This is a genomic window from Erwinia sorbitola (assembly GCF_009738185.1).
Classification (GTDB): Bacteria; Pseudomonadota; Gammaproteobacteria; order Enterobacterales; family Enterobacteriaceae; genus Erwinia; species Erwinia sorbitola.
Genome location: NZ_CP046509.1, coordinates 3,561,660 through 3,582,613, shown reverse-complemented (window position 1 = coordinate 3,582,613; position 20,954 = coordinate 3,561,660). Strand labels below are relative to the sequence as shown.

Here is a 20,954-nt window from a genome sequence, read left to right as displayed (position 1 = left end):
TGAATCACTTTATGCGGATAAATTACTGCGCCAGCCAGGCGTCAATCTGCTGGCGGATACCAGCGGCATCCAGCTGGTAATCGATACGCACTTCATCCTGAGTCCCCTGAGGAATAAACTCATCCGGCAGGCCAATGTTCAGAACGGGCACCATCCGGCGTTTAGCCATCAGCAGTTCGTTAACACCACTTCCGGCACCGCCTTTAATCGCGCCCTCTTCAAGGGTAATGAGTGCATCATGGCTGGCTGCCAGCTCAAGGATTAACGACTCATCCAGCGGTTTAACGAAGCGCATATCAACCAGCGTGGCATTCAGTGTTTCTGCCACCGCCGCCGCTTCCGGCAGTAAAGTACCGAAGTTGAGGATGGCCAGGTCAGTACCTTCACGCAGCTTACGGCCTTTACCCAGCGGCAAGGCAGCCAGTGGCTCCAGCACAGCCCCGGTACCGTTACCGCGTGGATAACGTACGGCGCTTGGCCCGCTGCTGTGATGATAACCGGTGTACAGCATCTGACGGCATTCGTTCTCATCGGCTGGCGTCATGATCACCATATTAGGAATACAGCGCAGGAACGCGATATCAAATGCGCCCTGATGGGTCTGGCCATCGGCACCGACGATACCGCCACGGTCGATAGCAAACAGCACCGGCAGTTTTTGAATCGCCACATCATGAATCAGCTGATCGTAAGCACGTTGCAGGAAGGTTGAGTAGATCGCCACCACCGGTTTGTAGCCACCGATCGCCAGCCCGGCGGCAAAAGTCACCGCGTGCTGTTCGGCAATAGCCACGTCAAAATATTGCTGCGGATAGTCGCGTGAGAAGCTGACCATACCCGACCCTTCACGCATCGCTGGCGTGACCGCCATCAGCTTGTTGTCTTCAGCGGCGGTTTCACTCAGCCACTGGCCGAAAATTTTAGAGTAGCTTGGCAGCCCTTCGGCACTTTTTGGCAGCAGACCGCTGGCCGGATCGAATTTTGGTACTGCGTGCCAGCTAATCGGATCTTTCTCTGCGGGAGCGTAGCCTTTGCCTTTTTTGGTCATCACGTGCAGGAACTGCGGGCCTTTTAGTGCCCGCATATTGCGCAGTGTCTGTACCAGCGCCAGCACGTCGTGCCCGTCTACCGGGCCAATATAGTTAAAGCCCAGCTCTTCAAATAGTGTGCCCGGCACCACCATACCTTTCAGGTGCTCTTCGGTGCGCTTGACCAGCTCTTTAATCGGCGGCAAACCGCCCAGCACTTTTTTGCCACCTTCACGCAGGCGCGAATACGTTTTGCCGGAGAGGATTTGCGCCAGACGGTTGTTTAACGCGCCCACATTTTCTGAAATCGACATTTCGTTGTCGTTGAGCACCACCAGCAGGTCGGCTTTAATATCGCCAGCATGGTTCATCGCTTCAAAAGCCATGCCTGCGGTAATTGCGCCATCACCGATCACACAGGCGGTACGACGCCCTTTACCTTCTTTTCCAGCGGCTACCGCCATTCCCAACCCGGCGCTGATTGAAGTGGATGAGTGACCTACGTTAAGTACGTCAAACTCACTTTCATCACGCCACGGGAACGGGTGCAGGCCATTTTTCTGGCGAATGGTACCAATGCGGTCACGACGTCCGGTCAGAATTTTATGCGGGTAGGCCTGGTGACCCACATCCCACACCAGATGATCGAACGGCGTGTTATAGACATAGTGCAGCGCCACGGTGAGTTCCACCACGCCAAGACCAGACGCAAAATGACCGCTGGAGCGGCTAACGCTGTCGAGCAGATATCGGCGCAGCTCGTCGCAGAGTTTTGGCAGGCTCTCTTTCGGTAGCAAACGTAATTCTTGCACCGTGCTTGCCAGGGCAAGCGTCGGGTATTTTGCAGGTTCAAAACTCATCGGACACTCATTTGGAAGTTATTTATCGCGTTCAATTATAAAGCCTGCCAACGCCCGCAGAGGGGCCGTGTTGTAAGACTGTGCGGCAAGCGTTTCTAATGCGCTGAGGGATTCCTGATAGAGATCCCATGCTTTTGCCCGGGCGCTGTCAAGACCCATCAGTGCCGGGTAGGTGCTTTTACCTAATTGCTGATCGGCTCCCTGCCGTTTGCCGAGCACGGCGGTATCGCCGATAACGTCCAGAATGTCGTCCTGTACCTGGAAAGCCAGACCTATCGCATTGGCATAACGATCGAGCGCGGGCAGGGCAGCGCGCCCTGCATCACCGGCTGCGAGCGCGCCAAGACGCACCGCAGAACGGATCAGCGCGCCGGTCTTATGGCGATGAATCTTCTCCAGCTCCTGGAGATTGACCTGTTTACCTTCGGCTGCCAGATCCAGCGCCTGGCCCCCGCACATCCCGGCGACACCGCTGGCCTGTGCCAGCTCTGACAGCATGGCGATACGGGCTTCAGCCGTCACGCCAGGCATCGGCGTATCGGCAAGAATAGAAAAGGCCAGAGTCTGTAGGGCATCCCCCGCCAGAATGGCAGAATCTTCGCCAAACTTGATATGGCAGGTGGGCTGGCCACGACGCAGGCTGTCATCATCCATTGCTGGCAGGTCGTCATGGATCAGAGAATATGCGTGAATACACTCAACGGCAGCAGCCGGGGCATCAAGCGCGGCATCGTCAGCGTGCAGCATTTCACCCGTGGCATACACCAGGAAAGGGCGCAACCGCTTGCCACCTAATAATGCACCATATTCCATGGCCTGCACCAGAGGACTACTCTGAAATGGCAGTTGCGATATAAAGCGTTGCAGTGCTGCGTTCACCCGCTGATAGTGCGCGGTGAGTAACAGGTTAAAATCCATTACTCATTTTCCGGCGTGAAAGGGGTGAGATCGGCATTTTTATCATCGCTCAGTAAAATCTGTACGCGCTGTTCAGCCTGTTGCAGCGTCTGCTGCCCGGTGCGTGCCAGCTGCACGCCCCGCTCAAATTCATTCAACGCCTCTTCCAGCGGCAGATTACCGCTCTCAAGGCGGGTGACAATCTGCTCCAGCTGTTGCAGTGAGGTTTCAAAGTTTGCGGGTTGTTCGGCTTTTTTCGGCATTTTTAATCCTGACTTATCATTTTCATCAGTAAGCGCTCATGGTAGCTGACTCTAAATGATTAGCAAAATATCCCTGCATTTTTCGCAATGCCGGGAAGGGTAATCAGGGCTGCAGATCAAGAAAGCGGCCTCTGTACAAAGATGATATACTACTGCGCCTGGATGCAAAGGGCGTAAGCCAATTTGCAAGACTCTGATTTTATCAGTTAAGCGCCCTCCTTTTCAGCACTTAATTACCTGACGAATACATGCCGCCATGAAGTTTATCATTAAGTTATTCCCTGAAATTACGATTAAAAGTCAGTCTGTACGCCTGCGCTTTATCAAAATCCTCACTGGTAACATCCGCAACGTTCTGAAGCATTACGATGAGAGCCTCGCGGTGGTACGCCACTGGGACAATATCGAAGTCCGTGCCAAAGACGAAAATCAGCGTGAAGCAATCGTTGCTGAACTGACACGTATCCCGGGCATTCATCATGTTCTGGCCGTGGAAGATCGCTCGTATAACGATGTGCATCATATTTTCGAGCAGGTTCTGGAAATGAACCGCGAGCGCATCGAAGGTAAGACGTTCTGCGTGCGCGTAAAGCGCCGTGGGAAACATGAATTCAGCTCACAGGATGTGGAACGCTATGTGGGGGGCGGCCTCAATCAGCATGTTGCCACTGCTCAGGTGCAGCTTAATCGTCCGGAAGTTACGGTGAATCTGGAGATCGAAGACGATCGCCTGATCCTGGTGACCGCACGTTATGAAGGTATCGGTGGTTATCCAATCGGTACTCAGGAAGATGTGCTGTCGCTGATCTCCGGTGGTTTTGATTCCGGCGTTTCCAGCTATATGCTGATGCGCCGTGGCTGCCGCGTGCACTACTGCTTCTTTAATCTTGGCGGTGCCGCACATGAAATCGGTGTTCGTCAGGTGGCGCACTATCTGTGGAAGCGTTACGGCAGTTCGCATCGCGTGCGTTTTGTCGCAATAAACTTTGAGCCGGTAGTGGGTGAGATCCTCGAAAAAATCGATGACGGCCAGATGGGCGTAGTGCTGAAACGCATGATGGTGCGCGCTGCATCAAAAGTGGCCGAGCGCTATGGCGTGCAGGCGCTGGTCACGGGTGAGGCTTTAGGCCAGGTGTCGAGCCAGACGCTAACCAACCTGCGGCTGATCGATAATGCCAGTGATACGCTGATTCTGCGCCCGCTGATCTCCCATGATAAAGAGCACATCATCAAAATTGCACGTGAGATTGGCACGGAAGATTTTGCCCGTACCATGCCTGAATACTGCGGTGTAATATCTAAAAGCCCGACGGTGAAAGCGGTAAAAGCGAAGATTGAAGCGGAAGAGCAGAACTTTGACTTTGCTATTCTCGACCGCATGGTTGATGAAGCGACCAACGTTGATATTCGCCAGATCGCTGAGAAGACAGAAGAAGAGGTGGCTGAGGTTGAAACCGTGGCCTCTTTCTCTGAAAACGATGTGGTTCTGGATATCCGCTCTAACGACGAGCAGGATGCACGACCGCTGATGCTGGAAGGCGTGGAAGTCAAATCGCTGCCGTTTTATAAGCTGGCTACGCAGTTTGGCGATCTCGACCAGAATAAGACCTGGCTGCTGTACTGCGAGCGTGGTGTGATGAGCCGCCTTCAGGCGCTCTATCTGCACGAGCAGGGCTTCAAAAACGTTAAAGTGTATCGTCCGTAAGTCTGTTCCATCCTGGCTTACCTGCCATTTCGTGCCCGGGCAGTGCTCGCCATCCTCACGTACTCATTGTATGCTGCGGTGGCTGTGCGCTGGCCGGACGCGAACTGGCTGCGCCGCCGGCGTCTGGTACGTCCGGCCGCACACTTACAAAATATTAATCGCGATAATCGTAAATCCCTGCGGCCAATACCATCTGCTCCGCCACTTCCCGCGCTTTCTCTTTCCCGACGATTAAATCAATCAGCTTCAGTGCGAAATCAATCGCAGTGCCCGGCCCCTGGCTGGTCAGCAGATTGACGCGCCTGTCCCAGACTACGCGGCGATCCATCCATTTTTCTTCCGGTATCGTCTCTTTCAGGCCAGGATAGCCAGTCATATTGCCTACCGGGAACAGGTCGTGTGGGATCAGCACCGTACCCGCAGCGGCGCAGATAGCGGCAACGATACGGCCAGCCTGATTGAAATGACGCACGGTTTCCACCAGCAGTGGGCTGTCGCGGAAGCACTCAGCGCCTTTCAGGCCACCAGGCAGGACAATCGCGGCGTATTCATCGTCAGCGACTTCTACCAGAGGGGCATCGGCCAGCAGCCGTACGCCGCGCGAGCAGACTATTTCACAGTTACCATCGTCAGCAACGCTGGCGGTGACCACGGTGATCCCGGCACGTACCAATAAATCGATGGTGGTGACGGCCTCGGTTTCTTCACTCCCAGGTGCCAGGCAAACCAGAACCGATGGATTCGCGGTCATAATCTTGTTCCTTTCGCTTAATAAATTCGTAGAGACGGCTGTTTTCCGGACTGGAGATCCCCTGGGCGCGCCCACGACGGATAACATAGCCGTTGATGTAGTCGATTTCAGTACGGCGCTGTGCGCGGATGTCCTGCAACATTGACGAGGTGTTACCCGCCGTACTGCGGATGACTTCCAGCACATAGTCGATTAGCCATTCGCGCGAGGTATGCTGACCTTCACGCTCCATCACTGCGGCGACTTCATTACTTAACGCCTCGATCTCCTGCCGATGTTCAGCCAGCTCACCGTTAGTACAGTTGTAGAAAACGGACAGCGGGTTAATCACGCAGTTCACCGCCAGTTTCTGCCAGGCGGCTGAGGCGACGTTATTATGCCAGGCAACGTCCGGCAGGGCGCGGTGCAGTATTTCGGCCAGCTCGCTCATATCTTCACCGGCGGCAGAGACAGGGCCAATATGGGTAATGCCCGAGGCGACATGCACAATAACCGTGCCATCGCGTCTGGCAGCGTGCGTGGTGACACCGCGCAGCAGCGGCTGGGGCAGCCCTTGTAACTCATCCAGCGTACCCATACCGTTGTGTAACAGGAGCACCGGGCAGTGCGCGGGCAGAACAGACTGCATATTTTTCACTGCTTCAGAAACCTGCCAGGCTTTTAGCGTGACGATAAGCAGTTCGCTGTCTCCAAGAAAAGCCGGATCGTTAGCAATGAATGTCTTATTCAGCGTCTCGCCGTTAAGGCCGATAACATTGACCGAGCAGTATGGCTGTGGAACCCGCAGCCAGCCCTGAACCTCATGTCCCTGCTGTTCAAGTGCAGCTAACCAAATCTGCCCCAAAGCTCCGCATCCTAATACGGTAATTTTCATTGTTCCTCCCCGCATGCGGGTTGAGTTACCCGTCCTGCTCATTATTATAGCTTTCAGCGCCAGCGGTTTTATTTACCTGCTGCAAGAAGGTATTATGCCTGTCACTTTAGTATCAGGAGAATAGATCATGCCATCTTTCGATATCGTTTCTGAAATTGATATGCAGGAAGTGCGTAACGCGGTGGATATTGCCAACCGTGAGATTTCTACCCGCTTCGATTTTCGCGGTGTAGAAGCGAGTTTTGAACTGAACGAAAAAAACGAATCCATCAAAGTATTGAGCGAGTCTGACTTCCAGGTGAAGCAGCTGGTGGACATTCTGCGTGAGAAGTTGCTGAAGCGCGGCATTGAAGGTGCAGCGCTGGACGTGCCTGAGCAGATTATCCATAGCGGTAAAACCTGGACTGTTGAAGCCAAAATGAAAAAAGGTATCGAATCCGATATCGCTAAAAAATTGGTTAAGCAGATCAAAGACAGCAAGATCAAAGTACAGACGCAGATTCAGGGTGATGAACTGCGCGTGACCGGTAAGTCACGGGATGACCTGCAGGCAGCTATGGCATTAGTGCGTAAGGCGGATTTGGGGCAGCCGTTCCAGTTCAAGAACTTCCGCGATTAACTTCGGGCTATCTTACCAGCCATTCTGAATTCGCACAGTGCTCACGAATAGCCTGGCAATTTGAACACCCTCCGGACTGCCCGGAGGGTGAGCGCAGCGAATAAAATCCTCACGCACTACGCCTGCGCTCCGGGATTAAAGCGCTGTTCGAATCCAGACTAACTACGCCGGTAACGCCCCGGCTGCGCAGCGAGTTTTATACCGCTGCTGCGATCAGTTTTTCCAATTCCGCGCGGCTTGTCACTTTACTGTCGATTTTGACGTAGGCGCTACGCTCTTCGGGCACGATAAATACTGCTGCCACGCCCGGCTGGGCTTTCAGACGCTGCTCCAGAATATCTTTATCTTCGTTACTGTCTTCCAGCGTGATGCGCAGGCTGCTGACATAGGGCGGTTCCTGCATGCTTAAACTCACCAGCAGCCAGGCAGCGGCGATTAATGCCCCGACCAGAAAGACACTTTGTGCATCAATATGGCCATACACCCAGCCGCCCATGCTGCCGCCAATTGCCACGCCAATAAACTGACTGGTGGAGTAGAGCCCCATTGCCGTGCCCTTATAACCCGGAGGCGACTCTTTGCTGACCAGTGAAGGCAGAATAGCCTCCATCAGGTTGAAGCCAATAAAGAACAGCTGCACGCCAATTACCAGCGTCCAGAAATGATTACCGGCACCCCACAGCACCACCTCTGCCACCAGCATCAATGCCACGCAGCCGACAAACACCCGTTTCATACGGCGTTTCACTTCGGCATAGATAATAAACGGCAGCACGCTGGCAAAAGCGATCAGCATGGTCACCAGATACACTTTCCAGTGTTCAGCAGGGGGCAGTCCGGCCTGCTCAAATTGTCCAGGCAAAGCGACAAAACTCGACATCAACAGAATATGCAGGCAGAGAATACCAATATTCAGCTTTACCAGGCGGCTGTTAGTCAGCACATCGCGGATACTGCCCTTAACAATACCGGATTCACGGTTAAGCACATGATTTGATGCTGACGGCACCACCAGCAGAGTGATAATAATCCCGCCGCAAGCCAGCAGAGCAATCATCCAGAACAGGGCATGAAGGCCGAGGGCATTGGTGATTATCGGGCCAAGCACCATAGCAATGGCAAAGGTAATACCGAAGCTGATGCCGATAAAGGCCATCGCTTTGGTACGATTCTGTTCGCGCGTCAGATCGGACAGCAGAGCCATCACCGCCGCAGCAATAGCACCCGAACCCTGTAAGGCTCGTCCGAGGATAATGCCCCAAATCGACGTGGTCATCGCAGCAATAACACTACCGAGAACAAAAATCAGTAATCCACCAACAATCAGCGGCTTACGACCAATGCGGTCAGAAAGAAGCCCGAAAGGAATTTGAAACACGGCCTGTGCCAGGCCATATATGCCAATGGCGAGTCCGATAAGTGCTTCACTCGCTCCCTGCAATGCCATGCCGTAAGTGGTCAGCACAGGCAACACCATAAACATTCCCAGCATTCGTAGGGAAAAAACCGTCCCCAAACCCCATGTCGCACGCAGCTCGACTGGAGTCATTTTATTGTCGTTCATTACTACCTCAATCTGTCGCACTTATACCCGTCATACTTCAGGCCGCAGGATCGTTGACTCTCCTCGCTCACCCCGGTCACTTACTGGAGTAAGCTCCCGGGGATTTGCTGCGTTGCCGCCTGCCTGCACCCTGAATTATTTAGGGTATAGATAGCGTCATACTAAGAGGCGCAGGTCATTGACCGGAGTAAACACCTGAGGATTCGCTGCGTTGCCGCCTGCCTGCACCTCGAATTATTAGGGGTATAGTTTATGTGGGAGGGCAGGGGGGGTAAAACAATACTTTCGAGTTAGTGGTAACAAAAAGAAAGGGCGCGAAATCGCGCCCTTAGCAGAGATGTGTACTAACCGTTATCTGACGTAAGTCAGCAGGTCTTTAGAGGCTGGGGTCATAAAGTCGACAGACATCATCACGCTTAACGCGGTGATTGCCACAATCGAGAACACAAACAGCTTACGAGCCCAGACGCGATCGTTCTGAGTTTTGTAACCTGACAGTGCCATACCCAGCCACCAGACGCTAACTGCGGCGGCCACAACCAGATATTTATATCCGGCATAACCCACCAGCGTCAGCATCAGAGTGGCAACCATAAACGCGATGATATACACCGTGATATGGTTTTTCGCCACTGAGATACCTTTCACCACCGGCAGAACCGGGATATTGGCTGCCTGGTAATCTTTAAAGCGGAAGATAGCAATCGCATAAGAATGCGGCATCTGCCACAGGCTAAAGATAGCCAGCAGGATCAACGCACCAGCATCAAACTGGTTGGTGACGGCACAGTAGCCAATCACTGGAGGCGCAGCGCCGGAAAGGCTGCCAATCAGAGTGCCGTATACGGAGTTGCGCTTCATGTAGAGGCTGTAAACGCCGACATAAACCACAAAACCCATCACCGCCAGCCACATCGCCAGCGGATTTGCTCCGAAATACAGCATCGCGAAGCCAGCAATACCCAAAGCGGTTGCATAAACCAGGCTTAATTTCGGAGAGATGAGGCCTTTAACCAGCACCCGATTCTTGGTTCTCTCCATTTTTTTGTCGATATCACGGTCGATAAAGTTGTTATAAACACAACCTGAAGCAACCACCAGCGAGACGCCGACTAAGGTGAAGAGAAACAGGGAATAGTCAATGCTGCCTTTAGAAGCCAGCAGAAATCCCCCGATGACAGAAATTAAATTCCCGAAAATAATTCCTGGTTTTGTTACTTGCAGGTATTGCTTAATCATCACAGTAGCTCTGTTAGTGGCTCATCATGTTGTAGTTGAGGTTCCACATGATCCATAGCGAGCCGACAACAACAATCAGGATGATAAGTGCTGCAAACACGATAGCAATCAGGTTCCAGCCGCCCTCAGACTTGCTGTCCAGGTGCAGGAAGTAAACCAGATGCACCAGCACCTGGACTACCGCACACACCAGAACAACAGCGAGGATGGTCGCTTTAGAAGCGCCGCCGTCCATGACCATCCAGAATGGGATACCGGTCAGAATGATCGACAGAATAAAGCCGATCATATAAGACTTCACGCTGCCGTGAGAAGCGCCATGCTCAGTTGCTGAATGGCTCATTACATAACCCCCATCAGGTAAACAATGGTGAATACGCAGATCCACACCACGTCCAGGAAGTGCCAGAAGAGGCTCAGGCACATGATACGGGTACGGTTGGTATCGGTCAGACCACGTTTAGCAATCTGATACATCAGCACCAGCATCCAGATCAGGCCTGAAGTCACGTGCAGACCGTGAGTTCCCACCAGCGTAAAGAACGCAGAGAGGAAGCCGCTACGATCCGGGCCGAAGCCTTCTTTAATCAGATGATGGAATTCATAGATTTCCATACCGATGAAGCCCAGACCAAACAGGAAGGTCAGTGCCAGCCAGCCAATGACTGCGCCTTTCTGTTTGTTGTTCATGTTGATGACCGCCATACCATAGGTAATGGAGCTCAACAGAAGTAGGGCAGTTTCCACCAGGACGAAGGGCAGTTCAAAGATATCTTTGCCTGCCGGGCCGCCCGCAGTGTTGTTAACCATCACACCATACGTCGCGAACAGAGTGGCGAAGATGATGCAGTCACTCATCAGGTAGATCCAGAAGCCAAAGACTTTATTGGCGCCTGTATCGTGGTGATGGTGCCCATGCTCCGCATGGGCTTCGTGGTGTTTAGTCACAGTTTCAGTCGACATTTTTCAGACCTGCTTTGCTAATTTCGTCAAAGTGCTGATTCTCGATTTTTTGAACCTCAGCAACAGGAACGTAGTAATCCACGTCTTCGTCAAAGCTTTTGACGATCCAGGATACAATCATGCCCAGGAATGACAGGCCTACCAGCCACCAGATATGCCAGATTGCAGCAAAACCAAAGACCACGCTGAAGAAACCAATTACCACACCGGCACCGCTGTTTTTCGGCATATGAATCTCTTCATAGTGCGCAGGCTGCTTATAAGCATCGCCTTTTTCCTTCATTTCCCAGAACGCATCGCGCTCGTGAATTTCAGGAACAACAGCAAAGTTATAGAACGGTGGTGGTGAAGAGGTAGACCACTCCAGAGTACGGCCACCCCATGGGTCACCTGTCACATCACGCAGCTGCTCACGGTCACGAACCGAAACATAGAACTGAGTGAGCTGGCAAATAACACCACAGGCAATCAGACCAGCACCACATGCCGCAACAACCAGCATTGAGTGGAACTGAGGATCGATGTCCTGGCTAATACGACGAGTCATACCCATGAAGCCCAGCACGTACAGCGGCATAAAGGCAACGAAGAAGCCAATAATCCAGAACCAGAACGCACGGATACCCCAGGTTTCATTCAGCTTGAAGCCAAATGCTTTCGGGAACCAATAAGTCACACCAGCAAAGCAACCGAACACCACACCACCGATAATCACGTTATGGAAGTGAGCAATCAGGAACAGACTGTTGTGCAGCACGAAGTCTGCACCTGGCACGGCCAGCAGTACCCCGGTCATACCACCTACAGAGAAGGTGACCAGGAAGCCAACGGTCCACAGCATACAGGAGTGCATTTCAATGCGACCCTGGTACATGGTGAACAGCCAGTTGAAGATTTTAACACCGGTCGGAATGGCGATAATCATCGTCATAATACCGAAGAAGGCGTTAACGTTGGCACCCGCACCCATGGTGAAGAAGTGGTGCAGCCACACGATAAAGGACAGGATGGTAATAACTACCGTTGCCCAAACCAGTGAAGTATAGCCAAACAGACGTTTTTTCGAGAAGGTAGCAACGACTTCCGAGAACACACCGAAGACCGGCAGAACCAGGATGTAAACTTCCGGATGACCCCAAACCCAAATCAGGTTGACGTACATCATCATGTTGCCGCCCATATCATTGGTAAAGAAATGGAAGCCAAGATAACGGTCAAGGGTCAGCAGAGCCAGGGTCACGGTCAGAACCGGGAACGAGGCGATGATCAGTACGTTGGTGCACAGGGATGCCCATGTGAACACTGGCATTTTAAACATCGTCATGCCAGGTGCACGCATCTTCATGATGGTCACGAAGAAGTTGATACCTGTCAGGGTCGTACCTATACCGGAGAGCTGTAGACTCCATATCCAGTAGTCGACACCGACTCCCGGACTGTATTCCGCCCCCGATAATGGAGGGTAAGCCAGCCAGCCGGTCTGTGCGAATTCACCCACACCCAGTGACAGGTTCACCAGAACCACACCTACAGCGGTAAACCAGAAGCTGAGGTTGTTCAGGAACGGGAAGGCCACGTCACGCGCGCCGATCTGTAATGGAACAGCAATGTTCATCAGGCCGACAACGAATGGCATCGCTACGAAGAAGATCATAATCACGCCATGGGCGGTGAAGATCTGATCGTAGTGGTGCGGAGGCAAAATGCCCGCTTCACCCGCAGAGGCAAGCACCTGCTGGGTACGCATCATCACCGCATCGGCAAAGCCGCGCAGCAGCATGACAAATGCCATGATGATGTACATGATACCGAGTTTTTTGTGGTCGACAGAGGTCAGCCACTCGGTCCACAGGTATTTCCACTTACCGAAGTAAGTCAGTGCGGCGACCAGCGCCAAACCACCAAGAATAATGGCGGCAACCGTAACCATGATAATGGGTTCATGATACGGCACTGCATCCAGTGTTAATTTACCTAGCATCGTATTATTCCTCGGCTCCCGCGTGAGCGGTATTGCTCATATCCATGCCTTCATGGCCTTCGCCGTGGGACATGTCCATGCTTCCGCCGTGGTTCATCTTGAACTGACCAATAACGTCTTTAAACAGTTCAGGTTTCACACTTGAGAAGAATTCAACCGGGTGATTTTCGCTAGGCGCAGCCAGCTTTTTAAAATCATCCATTGTCATGAGGGTGTCTGGTGACTGTTTTGCTTTAGCAACCCACTGTTCGAAAGACGCTTCGTCAGGAGTGGCAATCGCTTTAAACTTCATACCAGAGAAACCACGACCACTGAAGTTCGAGGAAATACCATTAAAGGTGCCGGCTTCATTCGCGATCAGGTTCAATCTTGTCTGCATACCCGCCATAGCGTAAATCTGGCTACCGAGGGTAGGAATGAAGAAGGAGTTCATGACGGTATTTGAGGTAATCTTGAAGCTCACAGGGCGATTAGCCGGGAAAGCGATCTGGTTAACGGTAGCAATACCCTGTTCCGGGTAAATAAACAGCCATTTCCAGTCAAGGGCGACAACTTCGATCACCACGGGTTTCGCGTCAGATGCCAGAGGCTTGCTTGGTTCCAGAGCGTGAGTAGATTTCCACGTCAGTATGCCAAGGAAGACAATGATCAAGATCGGCACAGTCCAGACAACCGCTTCCACTTTGTTCGAGTGGGACCAGTTTGGGCTGTATTTCGCATTGGTGTTAGATGCCCGATATTTCCAGGCGAACACCACGGCCATCAAGACTGCGGGGATAACGACGATCATCATCAGGCCAAAGGCCGTCAAAATCAGCGAACGCTGCTCCAGTGCAACCTGTCCTTTGGGATTTAATAACGCACTATCACAACCACTTAACAAAATCATGCTTGCGATTAATGACAAAATCCCCAAACTTTTATTGTATTTCATGAGTCTCATTTAACGACCTCAATGACAAGGGCTCTATTGTCGTTTAAGTGTGGCGGCATTTTACGGGAAGGTTTCAGTACTGTAAACCTGCAACAGGTTGTGTCAGCAGAGTGTTGACACCTTTTGCAAACGCTGTCACATATGTTGCTGGAAGTGACAAAATATGAATACAGGCAAAGGGTTGGCGTCAATATAACAAAATCCAATGGAAAAAACCGTACAAAAAGTGTATCTGCTATAACCAGCCAGATTACGCACCAATTATTTAACAAATTATTATCAATCGTGTGATATTAATTAACGAAAACTAATTACGCACCGGTTTTTAATACCTGAGTTAAGCCTCTTCGGCTTTTCAGATTTTTTTTATTTGGCTCAATAAAAAATAAAAATAATATTTTACGTCAAGCTATCAAGTTTTCTGATGTGTTACCTTCGGGTTGCGCATTGTGTGCTGCAAAAACAACCCGATTTTGTTAACTCTTTGTTGGTCAAATAATTTCCTTAACATCTTGTTCGGCGGAAAGGAAATGTTGCTAATTTATACGCATATGTGATCTTTTTAACGCCATGAAATCCAGTACCGTTCCCGCCAGGATTCCACCCAAAATCATCACCATAGCTATCGCAAACAGCGGGGTGCTCACCCCTGTCAGCGACAGCCATCCTAAGGCATCTGTCGTCAGGACTAACAGCCAGGCAGCCAGCATCACGCAGCCAGCGATTAGCCCTCTGAACGCCCAGCGATAGCCGGAACGATAGGCAGTGCGCAGCGGAAAATCGGCGTGATTTTGCGCATATTCCAGCGTAGAGCGGCATCCAAGCAGCAGCAGCAAGCCAGGCAGTGCAGCAACCACTGAAAAAGCATAAAACGCCGGCCAACCCCAGGACTCGACAAACCATCCCGCAACCGGGCCGACGTAGACGCGGCCAACGGCTGAAAGTGCGGAGAGCAGGGCAAACTGTGTTGCTGAAAATGAGCGGTTGCACAGGGTCATCAGCAGCGCTACGAAAGCCGCCGTACCCATACCACCACACAGATTTTCTACCGTTACCGCTGCCGCCATGCTGTAAAGGTGTTTGTCAGTCACCGACAGCACCCAGTAACCCAGGTTCGAGACGGCCTGTAAAATACCGAACAGCATCAGAGCACGGAACAGGCTAAGGCGCTGCATCAGCACTCCGCCAGCCAGCGCACCTATTATAGTCGCTATTAGCCCAAGCGTTTTATTCACCAGTCCTACATCGCCGGCGTCAAAGCCGACACCACGGATCAGAAATATGGTAGTCAGGCTGGCAGCGAAAGCATCGCCCAGCTTATAAAGGACAATCAGTGAGAGGATCAGCCAGGCATTGTTGCGGTTGAAAAAATCGCGCAGCGGAGCGATAACCGCTTCTTCCAGCGTATGGGGACGATCGGCCGTCGCATCTGGCTCTTTAGCCAGCAGGGTTGCGATCACCCCGGGCAGCATCATTGCCGCCATCAGCCACCAGATTGCCTGCCAGCCGAGATAGCGATCTGCCAGCCACAGGGCCAGCCCGCCGGAGACCAGCATCGCCAGCCGGTAGCCCAGCACACTAATCGCCGCACCGCCGCCGCGTTCAGCAGCTGACAGCACATCGGTTTTCCAGGCATCAAACACGATATCCTGCGAGGCGGAGCAGAACGCCACCAGCACTGCCAGCGCAGCCAGCAGGGTCAGATCGCGCGACGGCTGCATAAAGCCCATCAGAGCGATACCCACAATCAGCAGTAGTTGTGTCAGCAACAGCCAGCCACGCCTGCGCCCGAGAAACGGCGGCGTGTAGCGATCCATCAGCGGTGACCAGAGGAATTTAAAGACATAAGCCTGGCCGACAAGAGAAAAGAATCCGATGGTTTTAATATCGATATTCTCAACCGCCATCCACGCCTGTAGCGTGCCGGAGGTGAGCGCCAGCGGCAGACCTGAAGCGAAACCGAGTAATAGAAGAAGGGCGGAGTTACGTCGGGTGAAGATTTGCAGATAGTGATTAGGCATACGGACCTTAGATCAGGCCCGGCGTCCTGCCGGGCCAGAGGGATTAACGCGCGTTTTGCTTAATAAAGTCGTTAACGCTGGTGTCCTGTGCCATATCACTAATCACGTCACCAAGGGTGTTGTTGACGACATTGGTGATTTTCTGATTAGTGGCAGAGAAAGCGCCTTCAACACTGCTGGTCTGGCGATAGTTTTTAACCTGCTTACTACCATTTTTAGCCGTAGCGATGATGGAGATATCTGCTTTGGTCGTGATGCTGTAGCGTACGTTCCCCTGGGTAACGTCAGCGTACAGGCCATTAACTACAATTTGCAGATCAACAGCGCCGCTTGGCCCGACCATATAGCCGCGTGCGGTCATTTGCTTCTCCAGCGTCTCCTGCAACAGGAAGCGCAGATCGCGGGATGGGGTCAACGTTATCAGCTGACCATCGCGGTTAACTTTTGCCAGCGCCTGATCGCTGCGCTGATCGGCACCGGTGATGCTAATGGTGATGCCCGTCAGGCTTGGGTCACGCTGTGGCAGCTGAATCTTAGGTGAAATGTCGAGCGTATTGCTGCTCCCTGCGCAGCCAGCCAGGATAAACACGGCCAGCAGAGGGAAAAATAGTTTTTTTAACATGCTTATTTTCTCGATTACGTGAGTAGTATTGCTGACGAAACTTCGGTCATCATATCATTGCCTGTCGGCAGGGAAAGCCCCGATAGAGCGTAAATTCATCGCGTTGCAGAATTTTCAAACTCCCGGGCTTTCATGTTTACGACCTCGTCACTGCCGTTACGTTTCATGACCGCGCATGAAAAGTGAATGCCGCAAGGAAAAATTCGTTAAAGTGCGTCGGTTTATATAAAAAGCGACTACGATTTAAAGGGATGGGGCGCAGTTCTCTGCATCAGAGGAGTCCAGGTATGATCCGTGAACAAATAGAAGAAAAGTTACGTACGGCGTTTTCTCCGGTGCATCTTGAGGTGCATGATGAAAGCTATCGCCACAATGTGCCAGCGGGCGCTGAGAGTCACTTTAAAGTGGTGATTGTCAGTGACAGCTTTAACGACCAGCGTTTTCTCACCCGGCACCGGGCTATATATGGTGTGCTGGCTGACGAGCTGGCAGGAAGCGTCCATGCGCTGGCGCTACACAGTTATACCTTGAAAGAGTGGGCGGGGTTACAAGACACCGTTCCGGCCTCACCTAACTGTCGCGGTGCCGGTACGCTGGCATGATCCGACGTGAAAACTAAAAACGGCCTGTGGGCCGTTTTTTTATTTACAGATACTGAAAAAAATGTGGCCTTAACCAAATTCTTGCGATTTGTCGGTAAAAATGTAAAAAGGAGCGTAGTTCAGGCGAGAGTGTAGCCTCGACTCATAAAGACGTTGCCGCTATAATGCTGCGTCTAATTTTTCCGGAATGTCTTCGGGACGCTTCTGTAAAACAGGGAATGTGGTTCTGGCATCAGAAGCCGTCCCGGTTCTTAGATTCGCTCTGCTGACCCCAGTGGGGTAAGTCTGAAGTTGACCGAGCACGTGATTTTTTTGAGGTATTAAGATGCAAGTTTCAGTAGAAACAACTCAGGGCCTGGGCCGTCGCGTAACGATTACCGTTGAGAAAGATGTGATCGAAAACGCGGTGAAAAGTGAGCTGGTCAGCGTAGCTAAAAAAGTGCGTATCGACGGTTTCCGCAAAGGAAAAGTGCCGATGACTGTTGTAGAACAGCGCTACGGTGCCTCTGTTCGCCAGGATGTTCTGGGCGATCTGATGCAGCGCAGCTTTGTTGACGCCATCATCAAAGAAAAGATCAATCCGGCTGGCGCACCAAAATATGTGCCTGGCGAATACAAATTGGGTGAAGACTTCACATTCTCTGCGGAGTTTGAAGTGTACCCGGAAGTTGAGCTGAAAGGTCTGGATGCAATCGAAGTTGAAAAACCGGTTGTAGAAGTGACTGATGCTGATGTTGATGCCATGCTGGACACTCTGCGCAAGCAGCAGGCCACCTGGAAAGAGACTGACGCAGCGGCTACCGCTGAAGATCGTGCAACCATCGACTTCTCTGGTTCTGTAGACGGCGAAGAGTTCGAAGGCGGCAAAGCGACTGATTTCGTACTGGCAATGGGCCAGGGTCGTATGATTCCAGGCTTCGAAGAGGGTGTTGTTGGCCACAAAGCGGGCGAAACCTTCACTATCGACGTTAACTTCCCGGACGATTACCACGCTGAGAACCTGAAAGGTAAAGCAGCGAAGTTTGAAATCGTACTGAAGAAAGTTGAAGTACGCGAACTGCCTGAGTTCACCGAAGAGTTCATCAAGCGTTTCGGCGTGGAAGATGGTTCTATCGCAGGTCTGCGTGCTGAAGTGCGTAAGAACATGCAGCGTGAGCTGAAAGGTGCCGTGCGTAACCGTGTTAAGACTCAGGCAATCGACGGTCTGGTGAAAGCCAACGACATCGATGTTCCTGCTGCGCTGGTTGACGGTGAAATCGATGTGCTTAAGCGTCAGGCTGCACAGCGCTTTGGCGGTAACGAGAAGCAGGCTCTGGAGCTGCCTCGTGAACTGTTCGAAGAGCAGGCTAAACGCCGCGTAGTTGTTGGCCTGCTGTTGGGCGAAGTGATTCGTACCCATGAGCTGAAAGCTGACGAAGACCGTGTTAAAGCGCTGATCGAAGAGATGGCTTCTGCGTACGAAGATCCATCAGAAGTGATCGAGTTCTACAGCAAAAACAATGAGCTGATGAACAACATGCGTAACGTCGCGCTGGAAGAGCAGGCTGTTGAAGCCGTGCTGGAAAAAGCGAAAGTGACTGAAAAAGCCACTAACTTCCAGGAACTGATGAACCAGACCGCTACGGCCTGATCTTCAGACTTGTAAGTTGACGTGAAAGCCCGCAGCCTTCTGGTTGCGGGCTTTTGTCGTTTATGGGCAAAAATCGCACTGCTTTTGTGGGCTATTTGCGCATTTAATCTGCAAAATATCGACTAAGCTACTTTTCCTGGTTAGCAGTTGATAAAAACGTTGTTATGCTTGAAATAGCAGGGGATCATCCCCAAATCGTTACAACGAAGTCATCAGGCCCGATAACTGTCCGGACGGTGTCGGGTGAAAGGCCTGGAATCATAGTGTTCCTGATCGCTCTCAAGTAGAATTGCTTCAGAGTGTTGCCAAATGAAATTTATCCAGGAGACGATAATGTCATACAGCGGCGAACGTGAACAAACTGCACCTCATATGGCTCTGGTGCCAATGGTGGTCGAACAAACTTCTCGCGGAGAGCGTTCTTACGACATCTACTCGCGCCTGCTGAAAGAGCGCATTATTTTTCTGACCGGCCAGGTCGAAGACCATATGGCTAACCTGATCGTTGCGCAGATGCTGTTTTTGGAAGCGGAGAACCCTGAAAAGGATATCCACCTGTACATTAACTCTCCTGGTGGCGTCATCACCGCAGGGATGTCAATTTACGACACTATGCAGTTTATCAAACCTGACGTCAGCACGATTTGTATGGGTCAGGCCTGTTCGATGGGGGCTTTCCTGCTGACTGCGGGAGCGAAGGGCAAACGTTACTGCCTGCCTAATTCGCGTGTGATGATCCACCAGCCGCTGGGCGGTTTCCAGGGCCAGGCATCAGATATTGATATTCATGCACGTGAAATCATCAAAACTAAGCAGATGATGAACGAGCTGATGGCAAAACATACCGGGCAGACAATTGAAACCATTGAGCGTGATACCAACCGCGACCGTTTCCTGTCGGCCAGCGAATCCGTAGAGTACGGCTTAGTGGATTCTGTGCTGTCCCAGCGTAACTGATTAAACATGTTGTGACATGTAGCCGTTGCCTTCGCAGATAGCTCTGGTGGCGGCCTGCGTAACTAACCCCTGGTGGGAAGGTGAGTGTGACAATGAGGGGGAAGTAAATGACTGATAAACGCAAAGACGGTTCAGGGAAACTGCTGTACTGCTCTTTTTGCGGCAAAAGCCAGCATGAAGTGCGTAAGCTGATCGCCGGCCCGTCTGTGTATGTCTGCGATGAATGCGTCGACTTATGTAACGACATTATTCGCGAAGAGATCAAAGAAGTTGCGCCGCACCGCGAGCGCAGCTCGCTGCCCACGCCGCACGAAATCCGCCACCATCTTGATGACTATGTTATCGGTCAGGAGCGGGCGAAGAAGGTCTTGTCGGTGGCGGTTTATAACCACTACAAGCGCCTGCGCAATGGCGATACCAGCAACGGCATCGAGCTGGGCAAAAGTAACATCCTGCTGATCGGCCCGACCGGTAGCGGTAAAACCCTGCTGGCTGAAACGCTGGCGCGCCTGCTGGACGTGCCGTTTACCATGGCCGACGCCACCACCCTGACCGAAGCCGGTTATGTGGGCGAAGATGTGGAAAACATCATCCAGAAGCTGTTGCAGAAGTGCGACTATGATGTGCAGAAGGCGCAGCGCGGAATTGTCTACATCGATGAAATCGACAAGATTTCCCGTAAGTCAGATAACCCGTCGATTACCCGCGACGTGTCCGGCGAAGGCGTGCAGCAGGCGCTGCTGAAGCTGATCGAAGGCACGGTGGCCGCCGTGCCGCCGCAGGGTGGGCGCAAGCATCCGCAGCAGGAGTTTTTGCAGGTTGATACTTCGAAAATTCTGTTTATCTGTGGCGGTGCGTTTGCCGGCCTGGATAAAGTGGTATCGCAGCGCGTGGACACCGGCACCGGGATTGGTTTTGGCGCTTCGGTGAAGGGCAAGTCTGAGAAAGCGACCGAAGGCGAACTGCTGGCGCAGGTAGAGCCGGAAGATCTGATCAAGTTTGGTCTGATCCCCGAGTTCATCGGCCGCCTGCCGGTGGTGGCAACGCTGACGGAGCTGAGTGAAGACGCGCTGATCCAGATCCTGCGTGAGCCAAAAAATGCGCTTACCAAGCAGTATCAGGCATTGTTCAGCCTGGAAGGCGTTGAGCTGGAGTTCCGTGAAGATGCGCTGACGGCGATAGCCAAAAAGGCAATGTCGCGCAAAACCGGTGCCCGCGGCCTGCGCTCCATCGTGGAAGGTGCGCTGCTGAATACCATGTACGATCTGCCGTCGCTTGATGACGTGGAGAAAGTCGTGGTAGATGCGCCGGTCATTGAAGGTGACAGCGAACCTAAGCTGATCTACGGCAAGCCCGAAACTCAGCAGGCATCAGGCGAATAACCTGATATTGTGCCAATAAAAAAGGCCCGCATCTGCGGGCCTTTTTTTGACTGAAAACCGGC

Annotated in this window: 19 protein-coding genes; 6 read left to right on the top strand and 13 right to left on the bottom strand. The window is 52.2% G+C overall.

All coding sequences use genetic code 11. The annotated features are described in order from the left end of the window. Positions 1-22: 22 nt before the first annotated feature. The 3 genes from dxs to xseB are packed head-to-tail and all read right to left on the bottom strand — an operon-like array spanning position 23 to position 3,048. The gene (gene dxs, locus GN242_RS16265; protein WP_156287834.1) at positions 23-1,888 is read right to left on the bottom strand and encodes a 1-deoxy-D-xylulose-5-phosphate synthase; all 1,866 of its coding nucleotides are present in this window, start codon (positions 1,886-1,888) and stop codon (positions 23-25) included. An 18-nt stretch (positions 1,889-1,906) separates the two neighbouring features. Further along, complete coding sequence (gene ispA / locus GN242_RS16260) at positions 1,907-2,806, bottom strand: (2E,6E)-farnesyl diphosphate synthase (RefSeq protein WP_154752392.1); 900 nt, start codon at positions 2,804-2,806, stop codon at positions 1,907-1,909. Further along, a complete protein-coding gene (gene xseB, locus GN242_RS16255; RefSeq protein WP_154752391.1) occupies positions 2,806-3,048 on the bottom strand; it encodes an exodeoxyribonuclease VII small subunit in 243 nt (80 codons plus the stop codon). The genes ispA and xseB overlap by 1 nt, the downstream gene beginning before the upstream one ends. 256 nt (positions 3,049-3,304) lie before the next feature. Between xseB and thiI the strand changes: the two genes are divergently transcribed. Further along, on the top strand, positions 3,305-4,753 hold the full coding sequence (thiI, locus tag GN242_RS16250; RefSeq protein ID WP_156287833.1) for a tRNA uracil 4-sulfurtransferase ThiI: 1,449 nt from the start codon (positions 3,305-3,307) through the stop codon (positions 4,751-4,753). 154 nt (positions 4,754-4,907) lie between these two features. Here thiI and yajL read toward each other — a convergent pair whose 3' ends face one another. Both yajL and panE read right to left on the bottom strand, forming a co-directional pair. Next, on the bottom strand, positions 4,908-5,504 hold the full coding sequence (yajL, locus tag GN242_RS16245) for a protein deglycase YajL (RefSeq protein ID WP_154752389.1): 597 nt from the start codon (positions 5,502-5,504) through the stop codon (positions 4,908-4,910). Beyond that, positions 5,458-6,378, bottom strand: coding sequence for a 2-dehydropantoate 2-reductase (panE, locus tag GN242_RS16240; RefSeq protein WP_154752388.1), 921 nt, complete (start codon positions 6,376-6,378; stop codon positions 5,458-5,460). The genes yajL and panE overlap by 47 nt, the downstream gene beginning before the upstream one ends. A 127-nt stretch (positions 6,379-6,505) precedes the next feature. Between panE and GN242_RS16235 the strand changes: the two genes are divergently transcribed. Beyond that, positions 6,506-6,997, top strand: a complete 492-nt coding sequence (locus tag GN242_RS16235) for a YajQ family cyclic di-GMP-binding protein (RefSeq protein ID WP_154752387.1) — start codon at positions 6,506-6,508, stop codon at positions 6,995-6,997. 196 nt (positions 6,998-7,193) lie between these two features. On the opposite strand, the gene GN242_RS16230 is transcribed toward GN242_RS16235, so the two are convergent. The 8 genes from GN242_RS16230 to GN242_RS16195 all read right to left on the bottom strand — a co-directional run bounded on the left by GN242_RS16230 (position 7,194) and on the right by GN242_RS16195 (position 16,321). Continuing rightward, positions 7,194-8,561: an MFS transporter gene (locus GN242_RS16230; protein WP_154752386.1), complete on the bottom strand. Its 1,368-nt coding sequence runs from the start codon at positions 8,559-8,561 to the stop codon at positions 7,194-7,196. Positions 8,562-8,912: 351 nt separating this feature from the next. Next, positions 8,913-9,800, bottom strand: a complete 888-nt coding sequence (gene cyoE, locus GN242_RS16225; RefSeq protein WP_154752385.1) for a heme o synthase — start codon at positions 9,798-9,800, stop codon at positions 8,913-8,915. A gap of 13 nt (positions 9,801-9,813) precedes the next feature. Beyond that, entirely contained in the window at positions 9,814-10,143 is a 330-nt protein-coding gene (locus GN242_RS16220) for a cytochrome o ubiquinol oxidase subunit IV (protein WP_133846311.1), read from the bottom strand. Beyond that, positions 10,143-10,763 carry a cytochrome o ubiquinol oxidase subunit III gene (locus GN242_RS16215; RefSeq protein ID WP_154752384.1) on the bottom strand — a complete coding sequence of 207 codons (621 nt, stop codon included), beginning with the start codon at positions 10,761-10,763 and terminating at the stop codon, positions 10,143-10,145. Before GN242_RS16215 ends, GN242_RS16220 begins: the two co-directional genes overlap by 1 nt. Beyond that, a complete protein-coding gene (gene cyoB / locus GN242_RS16210; RefSeq protein ID WP_154752383.1) occupies positions 10,753-12,744 on the bottom strand; it encodes a cytochrome o ubiquinol oxidase subunit I in 1,992 nt (663 codons plus the stop codon). Before cyoB ends, GN242_RS16215 begins: the two co-directional genes overlap by 11 nt. Positions 12,745-12,748: 4 nt before the next feature. After that, positions 12,749-13,687 (bottom strand): cytochrome o ubiquinol oxidase subunit II, encoded by a 939-nt coding sequence (gene cyoA / locus GN242_RS16205; RefSeq protein WP_154752382.1) that lies wholly within the window; start codon positions 13,685-13,687, stop codon positions 12,749-12,751. Positions 13,688-14,214: 527 nt separating this feature from the next. Beyond that, positions 14,215-15,699: a muropeptide MFS transporter AmpG gene (gene ampG, locus GN242_RS16200; protein ID WP_154752381.1), complete on the bottom strand. Its 1,485-nt coding sequence runs from the start codon at positions 15,697-15,699 to the stop codon at positions 14,215-14,217. 43 nt (positions 15,700-15,742) lie between these two features. Next, entirely contained in the window at positions 15,743-16,321 is a 579-nt protein-coding gene (locus tag GN242_RS16195) for a lipoprotein (RefSeq protein WP_154752380.1), read from the bottom strand. Between the two features lie 287 nt (positions 16,322-16,608). Here GN242_RS16195 and bolA point away from each other — a divergent pair, with 287 nt between their 5' ends. The 4 genes from bolA (at position 16,609) to clpX (ending at position 20,892) form a co-directional block, all read left to right on the top strand. Then, positions 16,609-16,923, top strand: coding sequence for a transcriptional regulator BolA (gene bolA, locus GN242_RS16190; protein WP_154752379.1), 315 nt, complete (start codon positions 16,609-16,611; stop codon positions 16,921-16,923). A 325-nt stretch (positions 16,924-17,248) separates the two neighbouring features. Then, complete coding sequence (tig, locus tag GN242_RS16185) at positions 17,249-18,553, top strand: trigger factor (protein WP_154752378.1); 1,305 nt, start codon at positions 17,249-17,251, stop codon at positions 18,551-18,553. Between the two features lie 333 nt (positions 18,554-18,886). After that, positions 18,887-19,510, top strand: coding sequence for an ATP-dependent Clp endopeptidase proteolytic subunit ClpP (clpP, locus tag GN242_RS16180; protein WP_154752377.1), 624 nt, complete (start codon positions 18,887-18,889; stop codon positions 19,508-19,510). Positions 19,511-19,617: 107 nt separating this feature from the next. Continuing rightward, positions 19,618-20,892 carry an ATP-dependent protease ATP-binding subunit ClpX gene (clpX, locus tag GN242_RS16175; protein WP_154752376.1) on the top strand — a complete coding sequence of 425 codons (1,275 nt, stop codon included), beginning with the start codon at positions 19,618-19,620 and terminating at the stop codon, positions 20,890-20,892. The last annotated feature ends 62 nt before the right edge of the window (positions 20,893-20,954 follow it).

Excerpts from the sequence above, each read along its gene's own strand:
- cyoA (WP_154752382.1), bottom strand. The coding sequence starts at position 13,687 with ATGAGACTCATGAAATACAATAAAAGTTTGGGGATTTTGTCATTAATC.
- tig (WP_154752378.1), top strand. The coding sequence starts at position 17,249 with ATGCAAGTTTCAGTAGAAACAACTCAGGGCCTGGGCCGTCGCGTAACG.
- yajL (WP_154752389.1), bottom strand. The coding sequence starts at position 5,504 with ATGACCGCGAATCCATCGGTTCTGGTTTGCCTGGCACCTGGGAGTGAA.
- cyoE (WP_154752385.1), bottom strand. The coding sequence starts at position 9,800 with ATGATTAAGCAATACCTGCAAGTAACAAAACCAGGAATTATTTTCGGG.
- GN242_RS16195 (WP_154752380.1), bottom strand. The coding sequence starts at position 16,321 with ATGTTAAAAAAACTATTTTTCCCTCTGCTGGCCGTGTTTATCCTGGCT.
- ampG (WP_154752381.1), bottom strand. The coding sequence starts at position 15,699 with ATGCCTAATCACTATCTGCAAATCTTCACCCGACGTAACTCCGCCCTT.
- bolA (WP_154752379.1), top strand. The coding sequence starts at position 16,609 with ATGATCCGTGAACAAATAGAAGAAAAGTTACGTACGGCGTTTTCTCCG.
- GN242_RS16235 (WP_154752387.1), top strand. The coding sequence starts at position 6,506 with ATGCCATCTTTCGATATCGTTTCTGAAATTGATATGCAGGAAGTGCGT.
- dxs (WP_156287834.1), bottom strand. The coding sequence starts at position 1,888 with ATGAGTTTTGAACCTGCAAAATACCCGACGCTTGCCCTGGCAAGCACG.
- cyoB (WP_154752383.1), bottom strand. The coding sequence starts at position 12,744 with ATGCTAGGTAAATTAACACTGGATGCAGTGCCGTATCATGAACCCATT.
- ispA (WP_154752392.1), bottom strand. The coding sequence starts at position 2,806 with ATGGATTTTAACCTGTTACTCACCGCGCACTATCAGCGGGTGAACGCA.
- clpP (WP_154752377.1), top strand. The coding sequence starts at position 18,887 with ATGTCATACAGCGGCGAACGTGAACAAACTGCACCTCATATGGCTCTG.
- xseB (WP_154752391.1), bottom strand. The coding sequence starts at position 3,048 with ATGCCGAAAAAAGCCGAACAACCCGCAAACTTTGAAACCTCACTGCAA.
- thiI (WP_156287833.1), top strand. The coding sequence starts at position 3,305 with ATGAAGTTTATCATTAAGTTATTCCCTGAAATTACGATTAAAAGTCAG.
- GN242_RS16230 (WP_154752386.1), bottom strand. The coding sequence starts at position 8,561 with ATGAACGACAATAAAATGACTCCAGTCGAGCTGCGTGCGACATGGGGT.
- GN242_RS16220 (WP_133846311.1), bottom strand. The coding sequence starts at position 10,143 with ATGAGCCATTCAGCAACTGAGCATGGCGCTTCTCACGGCAGCGTGAAG.
- clpX (WP_154752376.1), top strand. The coding sequence starts at position 19,618 with ATGACTGATAAACGCAAAGACGGTTCAGGGAAACTGCTGTACTGCTCT.
- GN242_RS16215 (WP_154752384.1), bottom strand. The coding sequence starts at position 10,763 with ATGTCGACTGAAACTGTGACTAAACACCACGAAGCCCATGCGGAGCAT.
- panE (WP_154752388.1), bottom strand. The coding sequence starts at position 6,378 with ATGAAAATTACCGTATTAGGATGCGGAGCTTTGGGGCAGATTTGGTTA.